A 14,133-nucleotide genomic window follows, 5' to 3' on the forward strand; every position below is an offset into this window, starting at 1 on the left:
ATTGCTTTTATTTCCAACTTCATTTACTCTCAAAGTTTAAATAACATTTCCGGTAGTTGCTAAAGGATGTACACTATCGAACCTATGAAAATCCGTTTTATAATTCTTGTTTTATTCTGCCGGCACTTTGTGCCGGCTTTTATATTACCTCAATAACTAATAAAATAGTTTTAGCAAACGGGCCCTTCAAAATGACTGGCCGGCTGATACCGAAAAGAAAAGGCTTTTGACAAGAAGAAATTTTTACTTTGCTTTTTTGTATGTTGAAATTTGATTTCGACCTTTACTGAAGTAAAATGAAAATTCACTGTACAGTACTTTTATCTATCTTGTAAAAAATTAACCGATGGCGAATAATATAAAATGTCCGAATTGCGGGCACGAATTTGATGTAGAAAATGTAATTGCTGCAGACCTGGAACAAAAATATAAACAGCAATACCAAAAAGAATTACAAAAATCCTTAAACAGTATAGAAGAAGACAAGAAAAAATTACAGGAGAGCCAGCAGCGGTTTGAAGAGACCAAAAAAAGGGAGAATGAAATATTTGCACAGAAAATGCAGCAGGAAAGATTGAAAATAGAAAATGACCTTAAAGAGCAGATCACAAAAAGTACTGCTGCTGATTTTGAGAACCAGCTGAGAATGCTGGAAAATAATAATAAAGACAATGAAGAAAAATTAAAAGAGGCCAGGAAAAAAGAGCTGGAATTTTTGCAAAAAGAGCAGGAGCTGAAAAACAAAGAAGCCGAAATGGAAATTACGTTGCAAAAAAAACTGCAGCAGGAAAGAGAAAGTTTATCAGAACAGATACGCACCCAGGAAGTGGAAAAGAATGCATTGAAAGAAACTGAATTGCAGATGAAGCTGAAATCTTTGGAAATTCAATTGGAAGAACAAAAGAAATTAGCTGATGAAATGAAACGAAGGGCAGAACAAGGCAGCATGCAACGCCAGGGAGAGGTACAGGAGTTATTGCTGGAAGATATTTTAAAAGAAAATTTTCCTTTTGATGTGATTGAAGAAGTAGGTAAGGGTGTGGAAGGTGCAGATTGTATACAACTGGTACGTAATAACAGTGGTGTTGTGTGCGGCAGGATCATTTATGAAAGCAAACGTACCAAGGCCTGGAGCAATGGCTGGATAGATAAATTAAAAGCCGATAAGCGAACCAGCGGCAGCGATGTAGCTATTTTGGTATCGCAGGTATTTCCCAAGGATATGGAAAAGTTTGGTGAAAAAGATGGGATATGGATATGCAATTTCAGCGAGGTAAGCAGCGTTGCCTATCTATTAAGAGAGGGCATCATTAAAGTGTTTAATGCCAATAAAGCGCAGGAAAACAAAGGAGATAAAATGCAGATGCTGTACGATTATTTAACCGGCAACGAATTTCGTGGGCAAATGGAAGCTATTGTTGAAGGTTTTGTATCAATGAAAAATTCTATTACAAAAGAACGCATACAAATGGAAAAAATGTGGAAGGAAAGAGAAAAGCAACTGGAAAAAGTTTTACTCAGCACCAGTGGTTTGTATGGCAGCGTAAAAGGCATTGCAGGAGCCTCGGTAAACGATATCCCGTTGCTGGAAGGTGGCGATGACCTTACAGAAGATTAATATGAGCGACAGGTTAAAATTTATAATTCCACTGGTTTTATTTGCCATCACCATTGCTTTTGCATTTGACAACAGGATGGATGAAGTGGTGTGGCCTTTCTTTTCAATGATCGCCTTCATTTTATATTTTATTGTTTTTAAAAAAGACAGTGAAGAGGAAGAAGGTAATAATTTACCTGCTCAATCTTCCCTCGCCAAAATACCTTACTCTACCTATTACGGAGAAGAATTAAATTTTTCTGATGAAGAGCTGGCGGCTATTCTATCCAAAAGATTTTTGTATTACAATGATCTTTCTCCTGCACAGCAAACCCGGTTTATTGAGCGGTTGCAAAATTTTATTGCCGCAAAAATTTTTAAGATACATGATGCCAGTTGTTTTAAAGAAATGCCCGTACTCATCAGTGCTGCGGCCATACAACTAACTTTTGGTTTAGAAAAATACCTGCTGCCCAATTTCGGTTTCATTCATGTATATCCGCAGGAGTTTATGAGGGTGCAGGATAGTATTTGTTTTTTGGAAGGCAATGTGTCGGGCCATGCGGTTAATTTATCGTGGAAACACTTTTTACAAGGTTATGCCGATAATGCAGACGGGCAAAATGTTGGCCTGCACGAACTGGCGCATGCGCTATATTACCAAACCTTTATAGTGGGAGAAAATATCGACCATACTTTCAGGGATAGTTTCGACCACTTCAATAGTTATGGTAATAAGGTTTTTGAGCAGGAACTAAAACCGGGCAATGACCTCTATTCTGATTATGCATTGAAAAATTTCCAGGAGTTTTGGGCAGAGAGTGCTGAAATATTTTTTGAAAAACCGGCTGTGATGAAAGAAAGTTATCCGCAATTGTATGATACCATAAAAACTTTACTGAACCAGGACCCGTACAATAAAATTGCATTTGCAACCACTGCGTAGTTTTTTGTAGCCACGAGTTATCACTGATTACAATACAATGGCTTTCATCCGTGTTAATTCGTGTAATCCGCAGCAAACCTTTATTCACTTCGTGAATAGAAAAACATTTAGTGGTCGCTTAGCACCCAGGTTAAAAAATTGCCGTTAAAAAAAAGATAGTGCACCTGCAAAGGAATTTTGTTTTTAAATAAACAGTATACGATCCCTTCCTCTGCATCGCCGGTAAATTTTTCAATACGGATATGCTCTTTAAAGTCGGTGCCACCTGTACCCTGCCATTTGTAAACAGTTTCTTTTACACTCCAGAATAAAGTAGCCGTTTTTTGTATGGCACCCCGTGGCATTAAAAGACATTCTTCGTCGGTTAAAAATTTATGGAGAATGCGTTCTATCTTATCATTCACTAATTCTATATCCACACCTACCCTTTTTTCTTTGCTGATCAATACAGCCGCATAATCCCTGCAATGCGAAATAGAAAAATGGTAGGTTTCGTTTTCTAAAAATGGTTTGCGGGTATCGGCTATTTTAATCAGGTCCAAAGGAAAATCGGGATATAATTCCTTCAGTAAAAACCTTCCGGCCAGGTGTTGCAGCCGCTTGTGCGGATGCGTAATCGTTTTTTGCAGTGGCATACCTGCAAAAAATGCTTCCGCTTCGGCAATATGCCACACCCCTATTTTGGTTACAGCGTTAATATTTTGTTGATAAACCAACGGCATAATGCAATTTTAGATTTTAGATTGCAGATTTTAGATTGAATATTTGCACAAATTACACGAATTAAAAACACCAATTACACGAATTGACCTATTAACAAGTAAACTCATTAACCAGTTAACATGATATTAAGCGACACCAGAATTTTAGAAGAAATCGAAAAAGGGACTATTAAAATTGTTCCCTACGACAGAGATCAGCTGGGCAGCAACAGTTATGATGTGCATTTAGGAAAAGACCTTGCCCGCTATACCGACAAGGAATTGGATGCTAAAAAACACAATACCATCGAGCATTTTGAAATACCGGACGAAGGTTTTGTGTTGCAGCCCAATGAGTTTTACCTGGGTGTTACAGAAGAATACACCGAAACACATGCCCATGTTCCTTTTTTAGAAGGCAAATCATCAACCGGCCGTCTGGGTATTGATATACATGCCACTGCCGGTAAAGGCGATGTGGGTTTCTGCGGCAACTGGACCCTTGAAATTTCTGTAAAGCAACCCGTAAGAGTATATAAAGGAATGCCTATCGGCCAGCTGATCTATTTTCCTGTAGATGGCGAGATTGAAGTAAAATACAACCAAAAGAAGAATGCTAAATACAGCGGACAAATAAATAAACCTGTTGAAAGCATGATGTGGAAGAATAAATTTTAATGGTGCCACTAAAAAACCATATCCCGGTTATGTTATTGCTGGTGCTATTGTGCTCCTGCAAACATGCCGATCTTAATTATGTACAATCTAATTTATGGCAATGGGATTCGGGCTATAAAATTGGTGATGGCGATTTTGTTGAATTTGATACCAGTAATTACTACAGGTTATCGCATGACACAATTTTCAGGCAGGGAATACCAAAATGCATTGTTATGTGGACAGATGCAAAAGGTTACGAGATGAAGGTAAAATCCTTTACCGGGCAAACAGGGCTTTACATCAATACCGTGGAATTTACAAAATGATTTTCCGCTTTACCTAATTCAACTTCCAGATAGCATAATTTAACACGGAAGCAAAACTTACCCAGCAGATATAAGGCACCAGCAACCAGGCAGCGGTGGAAGATATTTTGCCAAACCAAAGTATCGTTAATAATATCATCACCCACATGGCAATAATTTCTGCAAAAGCCCAGCCGGGTTGTTGCAGTTTAAAAAATATCAGCGACCAGAAAAAGTTAAGTGTTAATTGTACTGCAAATAAAATAATAGCAGTTTGTTTTACCGTTCCGATGGTTTCGGTTTTCCAAACGAGGTACAAAGCAATCCCCATTAAAATGTAAAGCGCCGTCCAAACAGGGGCAAAAATCCAATTGGGTGGATTAAACCAGGGCTTGTTAGCGGCCGCATACCAACCTTCTACACCCGAAGCCGTAAAATAACCCGATATGCCACCCACCAAAAGCGGAATTAATATAGCAATGAACAATTTCATTATGATTTAACATACCAACTTAAAAAAAGTTTAAGACCGCCAGGCATTCACGTTTCACGTCTATATCTTCCCGAATTTTTTATAATACGCAATTAAAAAACTGGTCACTTCATCATAACTCATTACGCCCTGAGGTTGTTGATTGTTTTCCAGGTATTTCCCGTACATCCATCTTATTACAGGCTCCACAGGGTTTTTATGCCTCCGGTTAAAGGCACGCCATTCCAGCAGGTCATTTTTAATTTCAGGTAATAATTGTTGGGAGTAAATTTTTGCGCTCACAGAATCACTATTACGGAGATTACGGTTGCTGTAAATAAACAGATCGAGATACACAGAGTACTGAAATAAAGTATCTTTTGAGGCACTTGCGGCAAGGTAGCCCACAAAATTAGCTTCCATTTCTTTGGCGTAACCCAGCTGGTGCGCTACTTCGTGGCAGGCGGTAAAAGGTTGCAAAAACCGGGGTACAGTAGTGTTTACCTGTGCCTCGCCGGTAAAAGGATTATAGTAACCGGTAAACCCAACGTAATTACCCAGCCATCCCCACATTGATGATTTCAGTGACTGATGATCGTATTGTAAAAACGGGTACAGGCTATCAATATTTTCGTAATTGTCCTGCACTTTGGTAAATAATTGTTGAGAAGAAGGATAGGTAGCCTTACTATTAACCAGGCTTTGTTTGGCCGCATTTACCTTACTTATAAGCAGTGCATTAATATTTTTCAGGTCTTCTACACTATATTTTTCCATCTTCAATCCCAATTGATACGCAATGCCTTTGCGATTGTAATTAATGCCCCAAAAAGCATTAAAAACAATATATAGCAACAAAAAAATAGTGAGGGTTTTTAAACTTCCGTTGATAAATCGCTCCCGGGTCACCTGTCTTTTCACCAGTACCCTGGTCAATCTTACTAATTTCCAGCTGATCCAGATCACCGCAGCCCCGTACAACAGGTCGCCGATGCTAAAGGGAAGCCATCCCAACAGCAAGCGAAGTGAAGCCGTAATAAACCGGTAAAAACCAACGGAATAGCCATTTTCTACCCTTACAGCATCAGCCGAGTACAACTTAATAATGATGACCAGAACAGCTAATATTCCTATAAATGCCAGTTTCTTTTGATATTTCATACCGGCCTTAAAAGTACTAAAACCCTAATAAAAAGGCTGTTAACAATAAATCTGAAATCTACAATCAAAAATCTAAAATTTTTCTTTACCTTTGCCGTCCTTTAAACTATCCGTAATGGCTAATAAACGGGGATTTGAGATAGCTTTTGTGGGATTGAAGCCCGGCGTTCATGAGTTTACTTACGAGGTAGATGATAAGTTCTTTGTTGAAAAAGGTGCTACAGATTTTACCAACTGCAACGCCAGTATCAAACTTACTTTAGATAAGAAAAGCAGCTTTATGTTGCTGAAGTTTGAAATTGGCGGCAAGGCAGATGTTACCTGTGACCGTTGTGGAAATCCGTTACCGATGGATATCTGGGATGAGTTTAACATGCTGGTAAAACTGGTGGAAAACCCCGATGAGATGAATGACCAGGAAGAAGATCCTGATGTGTTTTACATCTCCCGTACGGAAAGCCACCTTAATGTAACCAACTGGATCTATGAATTTGTGCTGCTGAGTTTTCCGATTCAAAAAACCTGCAGTGACGATGAAATGGGTGGCCCGCTTTGTAATAAGGAAGTGTTGGAAAAATTGCGGATGATGGAAGTAAAAGCACAGGAAGCCAACAGCAACCAGTTATGGAAAGGGTTGGAACAGTTTAAAGTGAAGAAGAAAAGCAAGAAGTAGAAAGAGTATTTAAAGCAGATAATAATTTATAATTAATAATTTAATAATTACCAATCATGCCAAATCCAAAAAGGCGCCATAGTCAGCAACGCAGTGCAAAAAGAAGAACGCATTACAAAGCGGTAGAAACTACTTTAAGTGTTGATAAAACAACCGGCGAAACACATGTACGCCACCGTGCACATGTAAGTGAAGGAAAATTGTTCTACAAAGGAAAGTTAGTTGCAGAAAAAGCGCCGCTTAAAGCCTAATTATATTTTCAACTTTGCATTCTAAACTCTAAATTCGTTTACGGATATGGAGTTTAGAATTTTTATTTATAGGACTGTACTGTCGTCCCTGGCTCAAATAAGGAGACAACCTTAACATAAAAGCAATTGAAATGAATATAGGACTTGATATGATGGGTGGCGATTTTGCCCCCCTGGAAGCAGTAAAAGGTGCTGCTGAGTTTTTAGCAGCAGGTAACGCCAATATTCATCTTACTTTAATTGGCGACGAAGCACAAATTAAAACCCATATTGCAGCGCACCCTCTTGCTGCAGCTCAATACACTATCATTGGCACCACGCAGGTAATAGAAATGAATGAGCATCCCACCAAAGCCTTAAAAGAAAAAAAAGATTCTTCCATTGCCGTAGGTTTTTATTTACTGGCTACCGGCAAAATAGATGCTTTTATCAGCGCTGGTAATACCGGTGCAATGATGGTAGGTTCCCTGTTCAGCATTAAAGCTATTGAAGGTGTATTGCGCCCTACCATTGGCGCTTATATGCCAAGAGAAGATGGCACTTTAGGTTTACTGGTAGATGTGGGCCTTAATGCTGATTGCAAACCCGAAAACCTGAACCAGTTTGCTGTATTAGGTTCTTTATATGCACAGCATATTTTAAATTTTGATACCCCTAAAGTTGGCCTTGTAAATTTAGGTGAAGAAGAAGGCAAAGGCAATTTACTGGCACAGGCCGCCTATCCCCTGTTAAAAGAAAATAAGCAAATCAATTTTATAGGCAATATTGAAGGCCGTGATATTTTAATGACCAAGGCCGATGTATTGGTTTGCGAAGGCTTTACCGGCAACGTAGTATTAAAATTAGCTGAAAGTATTTACGATATTGTAAAGCGCCGCAATATTCACGACGAACATTTCGACCGTTTTAATTTTGAGCAATACGGTGGCGTTCCTGTTTTAGGTGTAGCCAAACCCGTTATCATCGGTCATGGTATCTCTCACGCCACGGCATTTAAAAATATGATCCGCATTGCACAACGTATGATTGAAACTGACCTGCTGGAAAAGATGAAGGGCAGTTTTGTTGGCGAAGTATAGGATAGTAAACCTGGCACCGGCGTTTTTCAATATAGGCAAGATTTAATTTTTATTTTACCCGGAAAGAATTTTGTGCCCATACTTGTTATTTAATCTTTTTACAATGAAGAAAGAACAAGAAAATCCCCTGAACGCTGATCAGATTGCCATCATTGAACACTCCAGGCAACTAAGACAACTGGCGGCCACCAATGCTACTAAATTGATCCGGGATATCAGGATATCTTTTACATATCAAATACCCAAAGAGTTATTATACCTGAATCGCTATGCCGAAATTGTGCTACAGCATTTGATTACTAAAGGATTGATGTGCCCTGTTTATGATCACCTGTACATTACCATTGCCAATACCAGGGAAGAAGCTTTACAAAATATTGTATTGGCCGAAGACTGGCATACTTCCGGCATTGCAGTTTTACCAGCAGCAATATTTTTAAATGCCGATGAAGAAACACAACAGGCATTGGTACTGACCGCAATTAAGGATGGATTAATGGATATTGCCATCTTAGATAAACTGGATACCAATACCATAGCTTCGGCCATTGAAGAAGCCGGGGCAGCAGGAATTTTACGTGAACGAACCTTAAAAACGAAAGACAATAAAAAAATCGCATTTACTATTTCCCTTAAAGGCATATTAAAAAAATACGAAGAAGAGATTTATTTTACCATCCTCAATAAAGCAACCAATAAAAAGGTAAAATGGAAATTCGGCCAGGAAAATATTTTCCTGGTAAGGGGTTGGTTTGGAGCGATAACGGTTACCAATAAAAAAATCACCATTAAACCCAGGGCGAATATGGACATGGTACTAAAAGGCAGACAAAAAATCATAACTTTAAATGTTGAAGAGCAACTGCCTGCATAAATTACAGGCAGCATAAAAAATAATACCACTATAACCCGGCTAATTTTTTGTTTACTATGCAGCATATTATTACCACACAGCGGTTAACACTACAAACTTTAACTGAAAATGATTTCGAATTTATTGAAGCCATTGTAAATACAAAAGGCTGGATTGAGTTTATAGGCGACAGAAACGTACACTCAAAAGAAGATGCCATTGCCTATATAAAAAAAGTAAATGCTACAAAAAACTTAACCTATTGGGTAGTGAGGGTTACTGCAACCAACATACCTATTGGCATCGTGTCATTTATCAAACGTACTTATCTCGATCATTTTGATATCGGTTTTGCTTTTTTGCCGGAATATAACGGCCAGGGCTATGCTTACGAAGCTGCAAAAGAAGTGCTATCCATTGCAGCTAAAGATCCTGCTTATCATCCTGTGCTGGCAACCACAATACCACACAATGTAAAATCTATTCAATTGCTTACTAAATTGGGATTGCATTTTGAAAAAGAAATCCTGGTGGAGCAGGAAAAACTTTTGGTGTACAGCAATGCCATTACAACTGTTTAACAGTATCACCTGGTTTATTAAACCTACTATAAAACATGCATGCCATACTCAGCAGGATAATAGTTTTTGCCGCCAATGTTGAACAACTGAAACAATTCTACCAGCAACATTTTGCATTTAGTGTAATAGAAGAAATACCAAACGAATGGGTGGTTTTAAATGCAGGGCAAATTGAAATTGCATTTCACAAAATCGGAGATGCCTGGCACAACAATGGTGCAGCACCTTTCAAAGCAGAAAGTAATACCAAACTGGTATTTAAAATTGCTGATATCGGGCTACTTCGTACAATGCTTATACAAAGCGGCGTTATAATGTCTTCAATTACATCCTATACCGGTTTTGACTATTTATTTTGTGACGGAGAAGATCCTGAAGGCAATGTATTTCAATTGATGGCCGCCAGATCTTAACTACATTAAAATAATAATGCAGCCTTAACCAGGAATTTTATTATACCTGTATAGTATACACTAAAAATAAATAATAACTGTCGCTGTTTTCAACTTTTTCCCGTAAAAAAGCCTCCAATTATTCCGTATTCCACAATTTCCTTCCCGTTTCTGGAAAAAAATCTTTCCCTGCAAAATGATTGCTACTCATTATCAGGCAGTTACCCCTTTGGCACAGTTATCGTAAATGGTGTAGCTCAAGCATAAGAATAAAAATAGAAATCCAATACCTGCTGAAAGACTATATTATTGTGATTAAAGACAATTCAATATCCTCAGAAAATACATCCAATAACAGTCGAAAAATAAAACCAAAGAAAATAAAACAATATCCCTGTAAAGATTAAAAATTATCCTAACTAAAAACAAAAACCCAGCCAGAAAACACATTGAATCCAATCCCTGGACCTGAAACACAAAAATTTTAATAAAGGGGAAATCTCTGCTGCTTAATAGCGGCAGTTTTTTTTTGCGCCCTGTTTATTGCAGCGGTGTAAAAGTTTTTTTACAATTACTTGCCGTAACATTTCCTATTTTTAAGTATGCATATTTTAAGCGAAGCAATAATTTTTCCTGCAGTGGAACTGGCGGATGATGATGGTTTGTTGGCTATTGGTGGCGACCTAAGTACGGATCGATTATTATCAGCGTATAAGAACGGCATCTTTCCATGGTATAACGAAGATGAACCCATTTGCTGGTGGAGCCCCAACCCCAGGTTTGTTTTATTTCCGGAAGAATTAAAAGTAAGCAAGAGCATGCAAACCGTTTTAAATAACGGCAGCTTCAGGTTTACCATGAATAAAGCTTTTGATAAAGTAATTGCTAATTGTAAAAGTGCAACAAGAAAAGGCCAGGATGGTACATGGATACAACCTGAAGTAATTGAAGCGTATACAAAATTACATCAGTCAGGTTTTGCAGTAAGTGCCGAAGCATGGGCTGCAGGTGAACTGGTGGGCGGATTGTATGGCGTTTTGCTGGGTAAGATTTTCTTTGGAGAAAGTATGTTCAGCAAAAAAAGTAATGCCAGTAAATTTGCCTTCATCAATTTTGTAAAGCATTTACAAAAACAAAATATTAAATTAATCGATTGCCAGATCTATACTTCACACCTGGAAAGTCTTGGCGCCAGAATGATTGACCGCAGCCATTTTTCTGGTATACTTTCTGCTAATATTATTTGACCACTCAATTCTTATTTTAAAAAAAATTGTTAACAAAAAGCAAAAAGGGTACACCCGTGCAACTAATTATTATCAATTATTGCCTTAGGTGTGAATCATTTTAATCTTTAACTCTAAAAACAAAAAAGAATGAAAAAAGTATTAGTAGCTGCATTAACATTAGTAACAGTAACACAGGCGGTAAATGCACAAAAAGGATCAGTTTTATTGTACGGAAATCTTGCTGTAAACTCTTCAAAAGATGCAAGTGATTCTAAAAATTCATCATTTTCTGTAATGCCTGGTATTGGCTACCAGTTTGCAGATGAATGGACAGCCGGTATTAATCTTGGCGTTAATGGTAGTAAGGACGAAATCGGCACTTCGGGTAATTACAACAAAATTTCCGGTTTTACTGCAGGGCCCTTTGTACGATACACAAAAACGCTGGGGAATATCTTTAGTATTTTTGGCCATGCAAATTTTAATTACTCTACCAGTAAATACAAGCCATTTACCGGTACTAATACCACAGTAAATGGTTTTGGCATTAATATTTTTCCAGCTGTAGGCGTAAATGTTAAAAATGGTTTTGCATTGAACTTTGGTTTTGGTGGTATTGATTATGGTACTTCCAAGGCAGATGTGAGCGGTGCTAAATCAGCCAATTCTTTTTCGCTAACTTTTGGCCAGCAGGTTAACGTGGGTATTTCTAAAAACTTTGGTCCGGGTAAAAAGAAATAATTTATGCTGAATAAAAAAAACGTCTCTGTTGTACAGAGACGTTTTTTTTATTCTTTTTTCTTACGCTTATTTACCGAATTTCTGTTTCAATGCAGCCAGTGCATCATTCAATGGCATTTCGGCAACAGATTTTTGTTGTGGTTTATGTTGAGCCTGTTGCCCGTTATACCTGGGCCTCTGGTTTTGATTTCGTGCAGGCGCTTCCATAGTTTGCTTGATTGATAAAGCAATTCTTTTTCTTGCCGTATCAACCTCCAGAATTTTTACATTTACTTTTTGATTCAGTTTTAATGCTTCATTTGGATCGGTAATGTAAGTGTGAGAAATTTCAGACACATGTACTAACCCATCCTGTTTAACACCAATATCAATAAATGCACCAAACCTGGTGATATTAGTTACAACGCCCGGTACTTCCATTCCAATCTTAACATCGTCAATACTGTAGATGTTTGCAAATTCAAATTGCTGTGCTTCACTACGTGGGTCCAGCCCCGGTTTTTTTAATTCATTTAAAATATCTTTTATTGTTAATTCACCAATCTGTTCAGTTGCATATTTTTTTGCTTCTACAGACTTTAATAATTCTTCTTTCCCGATGATAGCATTTACAGCAACACCCAGGTCTTTTGCAATACTTTCAACAACGGTGTAGGCTTCAGGATGCACGGCGCTGGCGTCTAACAGATCTTCGCCATCTTTAATACGTAAGAAACCGGCGCATTGTTCAAATGCTTTACCCCCTAATCTTGGCACTTTTAATAATTGTTTACGGTTACTGAATTTGCCAATTTCATTTCTGTACTTCACAATATTATCTGCCAGCGTACTGCCGATACCACTTACATAACTCAGTAAATGTTTACTGGCTGTATTTAAATTAACACCAACATTATTTACGCAACTGATAACAGTAGCATCTAGTCTTTCTTTTAAACGGAATTGATTTACATCATGCTGGTACTGCCCTACGCCGATACTTTTAGGATCTAATTTTACCAACTCCGCCAATGGGTCCATTAATCTTCTGCCGATACTTACTGCGCCACGTACAGTAATATCTTCGTCAGGAAATTCTTCTCTTGCAATTTCTGATGCAGAATAAATAGAGGCGCCATCTTCATTCACCAAAAATACCGGCAGGTTTAAATTCAGGCGTTTTATAAACTGCTCTGTTTCTCTGCCTGCAGTTCCATCACCAATGGCAAATACTTCAATACCGTATTGCTGTACCAAATGTTTTATTTTTATTTCTTCTGCGGCTACACGATTGTTCTCGTGCGGAAAGATGAGATCCGTTTTTTGTAACTCTCCTTTTTCATCCAGGCAAACTACTTTGCAACCGGTTCTGTAACCCGGATCAATCGCTAAAATCCTTTTACTACCCAATGGAGAACTTAATAATAACTGGCGTAAATTTTCTGCAAATACATTGATCGCTTCTTCATCTGCCTTTGTTTTTAATGCCGTACGGAATTCTGTTTCCAGGCTCGGTTGCAGTAATCTTCTGTAAGCATCTTTTATAGCTTTGCGTACCTGGTCGCTGCAGGTGCTCATACCTTTGATGTACAGGCTTTCAATCATCTCCAATGCATTTTCTTCCAGCGGAGAAATTTCTATTCTTAAAAAGCCTTCTAAAAATCCCCGCAGTACTGCCAATGTTCTGTGCGAAGGAATTTTGCTGATCAATTCACTGAACTCAAAATAATCTTTGTATTTAATCCCTTCCGTTTCTTTATCAGTTACCACTTTGCTTTGCATGGTGGCTTCGGTGTCAAAAAGTTTACGCAGCTTAGCTCTTACCTGTGCATCTTCATTAACAGTTTCTGCAATGATATCCCTTGCACCTTGCAATGCAGCTTCAGCGTCTGCAATTTTTTCATTGATGAACTTTGTTGCTGCTGCAATAAGGTCGATATCTTTTTGTTCTAATAATAACATCGCCAAAGGCTCCAACCCGTTCTCTCTTGCTGTTTGCGCTTTGGTTTTACGCCTGGGTTTAAACGGCAGGTAAATATCTTCCAGTTCAGCAACAGTGGTAGCTTTATCTAATCTGGCCTGTATTGCTTCCGTCATTTTTTCCTGATCGGTAATAGCTTTTTCAATAAAAGCTTTACGCTCGGTAAATTCCTTTAAAAATTTTGCTTCTTCCTGTATCTGCTGAATTTGTACTTCATCCAAAGCCCCGGTTCTGTCTTTACGATAACGGGCAATAAAAGGAATGGTAGCACCTTCTTCCAGTAATGAAAGAACCGCTTCTACCTGTTGTATTTTGAAATTGAATTTTTGCGCTATTGGCTGAACAAATTCTGACATTATTTGAATTATTTTAATTGTTATATTTTTAAACCCTTTGGTGTATCATTCCGGCAGGTGTAGACACCGACCAGGGTGAAGAATTATTTTATTTGTAATACTTTTTAATTTGTAATTATCATTTTGCTTTACCTTCTGATCGTTGGAGACACCCGATCAGGGTTATATTTTTTCTG

General features: G+C 38.1%; 16 protein-coding genes. 12 read left to right on the top strand and 4 right to left on the bottom strand.

The window, feature by feature from the left end:
* Window positions 1–346 precede the first annotated feature (346 nt).
* A complete protein-coding gene (locus tag ACYVM0_RS08645; protein WP_460555464.1) occupies window positions 347–1,618 on the top strand; it encodes a DUF2130 domain-containing protein in 1,272 nt (423 codons plus the stop codon).
* Between the two features lies 1 nt (window position 1,619).
* Window positions 1,620–2,543, top strand: a complete 924-nt coding sequence (locus ACYVM0_RS08650) for a M90 metallopeptidase family protein (RefSeq protein WP_460555466.1) — start codon at window positions 1,620–1,622, stop codon at window positions 2,541–2,543.
* A 107-nt stretch (window positions 2,544–2,650) separates the two neighbouring features.
* Here the strand turns inward: ACYVM0_RS08650 and ACYVM0_RS08655 are convergent, their stop codons facing one another.
* Complete coding sequence (locus ACYVM0_RS08655) at window positions 2,651–3,265, bottom strand: 4'-phosphopantetheinyl transferase family protein (RefSeq protein WP_460555469.1); 615 nt, start codon at window positions 3,263–3,265, stop codon at window positions 2,651–2,653.
* A 120-nt stretch (window positions 3,266–3,385) separates the two neighbouring features.
* On the opposite strand from ACYVM0_RS08655, the gene dcd reads away from it, so the two are divergent.
* The gene (dcd, locus tag ACYVM0_RS08660) at window positions 3,386–3,922 is read left to right on the top strand and encodes a dCTP deaminase (protein WP_460555472.1); all 537 of its coding nucleotides are present in this window, start codon (window positions 3,386–3,388) and stop codon (window positions 3,920–3,922) included.
* The gene (locus tag ACYVM0_RS08665) at window positions 3,922–4,230 is read left to right on the top strand and encodes a hypothetical protein (RefSeq protein ID WP_460555475.1); all 309 of its coding nucleotides are present in this window, start codon (window positions 3,922–3,924) and stop codon (window positions 4,228–4,230) included. The genes dcd and ACYVM0_RS08665 overlap by 1 nt, the downstream gene beginning before the upstream one ends.
* A 13-nt stretch (window positions 4,231–4,243) precedes the next feature.
* Here the strand turns inward: ACYVM0_RS08665 and ACYVM0_RS08670 are convergent, their stop codons facing one another.
* Both ACYVM0_RS08670 and ACYVM0_RS08675 read right to left on the bottom strand, forming a co-directional pair.
* Window positions 4,244–4,702 carry a TspO/MBR family protein gene (locus ACYVM0_RS08670; protein WP_460555478.1) on the bottom strand — a complete coding sequence of 153 codons (459 nt, stop codon included), beginning with the start codon at window positions 4,700–4,702 and terminating at the stop codon, window positions 4,244–4,246.
* Window positions 4,703–4,762: 60 nt separating this feature from the next.
* Entirely contained in the window at window positions 4,763–5,842 is a 1,080-nt protein-coding gene (locus tag ACYVM0_RS08675; protein ID WP_460555481.1) for a DUF3810 domain-containing protein, read from the bottom strand.
* Between the two features lie 115 nt (window positions 5,843–5,957).
* Here ACYVM0_RS08675 and ACYVM0_RS08680 point away from each other — a divergent pair, with 115 nt between their 5' ends.
* From ACYVM0_RS08680 to ACYVM0_RS08715, 8 genes are all read left to right on the top strand, one after another.
* Window positions 5,958–6,515, top strand: coding sequence for a YceD family protein (locus ACYVM0_RS08680; RefSeq protein WP_460555484.1), 558 nt, complete (start codon window positions 5,958–5,960; stop codon window positions 6,513–6,515).
* A gap of 56 nt (window positions 6,516–6,571) precedes the next feature.
* Window positions 6,572–6,766, top strand: a complete 195-nt coding sequence (gene rpmF / locus ACYVM0_RS08685) for a 50S ribosomal protein L32 (RefSeq protein ID WP_430989508.1) — start codon at window positions 6,572–6,574, stop codon at window positions 6,764–6,766.
* Window positions 6,767–6,897: 131 nt separating this feature from the next.
* The gene (gene plsX, locus ACYVM0_RS08690; RefSeq protein ID WP_460555488.1) at window positions 6,898–7,845 is read left to right on the top strand and encodes a phosphate acyltransferase; all 948 of its coding nucleotides are present in this window, start codon (window positions 6,898–6,900) and stop codon (window positions 7,843–7,845) included.
* 103 nt (window positions 7,846–7,948) lie between these two features.
* Window positions 7,949–8,719, top strand: coding sequence for a hypothetical protein (locus ACYVM0_RS08695; protein ID WP_460555491.1), 771 nt, complete (start codon window positions 7,949–7,951; stop codon window positions 8,717–8,719).
* 56 nt (window positions 8,720–8,775) lie between these two features.
* Window positions 8,776–9,279, top strand: a complete 504-nt coding sequence (locus ACYVM0_RS08700) for a GNAT family N-acetyltransferase (protein ID WP_460555494.1) — start codon at window positions 8,776–8,778, stop codon at window positions 9,277–9,279.
* 35 nt (window positions 9,280–9,314) lie between these two features.
* Complete coding sequence (locus ACYVM0_RS08705; RefSeq protein WP_460555496.1) at window positions 9,315–9,692, top strand: VOC family protein; 378 nt, start codon at window positions 9,315–9,317, stop codon at window positions 9,690–9,692.
* Window positions 9,693–10,273: 581 nt separating this feature from the next.
* Window positions 10,274–10,918, top strand: coding sequence for a leucyl/phenylalanyl-tRNA--protein transferase (gene aat / locus ACYVM0_RS08710; RefSeq protein ID WP_460555499.1), 645 nt, complete (start codon window positions 10,274–10,276; stop codon window positions 10,916–10,918).
* Window positions 10,919–11,047: 129 nt separating this feature from the next.
* Window positions 11,048–11,641, top strand: a complete 594-nt coding sequence (locus ACYVM0_RS08715) for an outer membrane beta-barrel protein (protein WP_460555502.1) — start codon at window positions 11,048–11,050, stop codon at window positions 11,639–11,641.
* A gap of 66 nt (window positions 11,642–11,707) precedes the next feature.
* On the opposite strand, the gene ACYVM0_RS08720 is transcribed toward ACYVM0_RS08715, so the two are convergent.
* On the bottom strand, window positions 11,708–13,957 hold the full coding sequence (locus tag ACYVM0_RS08720; protein WP_460555505.1) for a Tex family protein: 2,250 nt from the start codon (window positions 13,955–13,957) through the stop codon (window positions 11,708–11,710).
* Between the last annotated feature and the right edge of the window lie 176 nt (window positions 13,958–14,133).

Source organism: Ferruginibacter profundus (assembly GCF_054783275.1).

Bases quoted from the DNA above. Each gene is read 5' to 3' on its own strand.
- ACYVM0_RS08645 (WP_460555464.1), top strand. From the start codon at position 347: ATGGCGAATAATATAAAATGTCCGAATTGCGGGCACGAATTTGATGTA.
- ACYVM0_RS08650 (WP_460555466.1), top strand. From the start codon at position 1,620: ATGAGCGACAGGTTAAAATTTATAATTCCACTGGTTTTATTTGCCATC.
- ACYVM0_RS08655 (WP_460555469.1), bottom strand. From the start codon at position 3,265: ATGCCGTTGGTTTATCAACAAAATATTAACGCTGTAACCAAAATAGGG.
- dcd (WP_460555472.1), top strand. From the start codon at position 3,386: ATGATATTAAGCGACACCAGAATTTTAGAAGAAATCGAAAAAGGGACT.
- ACYVM0_RS08665 (WP_460555475.1), top strand. From the start codon at position 3,922: ATGGTGCCACTAAAAAACCATATCCCGGTTATGTTATTGCTGGTGCTA.
- ACYVM0_RS08670 (WP_460555478.1), bottom strand. From the start codon at position 4,702: ATGAAATTGTTCATTGCTATATTAATTCCGCTTTTGGTGGGTGGCATA.
- ACYVM0_RS08675 (WP_460555481.1), bottom strand. From the start codon at position 5,842: ATGAAATATCAAAAGAAACTGGCATTTATAGGAATATTAGCTGTTCTG.
- ACYVM0_RS08680 (WP_460555484.1), top strand. From the start codon at position 5,958: ATGGCTAATAAACGGGGATTTGAGATAGCTTTTGTGGGATTGAAGCCC.
- rpmF (WP_430989508.1), top strand. From the start codon at position 6,572: ATGCCAAATCCAAAAAGGCGCCATAGTCAGCAACGCAGTGCAAAAAGA.
- plsX (WP_460555488.1), top strand. From the start codon at position 6,898: ATGAATATAGGACTTGATATGATGGGTGGCGATTTTGCCCCCCTGGAA.
- ACYVM0_RS08695 (WP_460555491.1), top strand. From the start codon at position 7,949: ATGAAGAAAGAACAAGAAAATCCCCTGAACGCTGATCAGATTGCCATC.
- ACYVM0_RS08700 (WP_460555494.1), top strand. From the start codon at position 8,776: ATGCAGCATATTATTACCACACAGCGGTTAACACTACAAACTTTAACT.
- ACYVM0_RS08705 (WP_460555496.1), top strand. From the start codon at position 9,315: ATGCATGCCATACTCAGCAGGATAATAGTTTTTGCCGCCAATGTTGAA.
- aat (WP_460555499.1), top strand. From the start codon at position 10,274: ATGCATATTTTAAGCGAAGCAATAATTTTTCCTGCAGTGGAACTGGCG.
- ACYVM0_RS08715 (WP_460555502.1), top strand. From the start codon at position 11,048: ATGAAAAAAGTATTAGTAGCTGCATTAACATTAGTAACAGTAACACAG.
- ACYVM0_RS08720 (WP_460555505.1), bottom strand. From the start codon at position 13,957: ATGTCAGAATTTGTTCAGCCAATAGCGCAAAAATTCAATTTCAAAATA.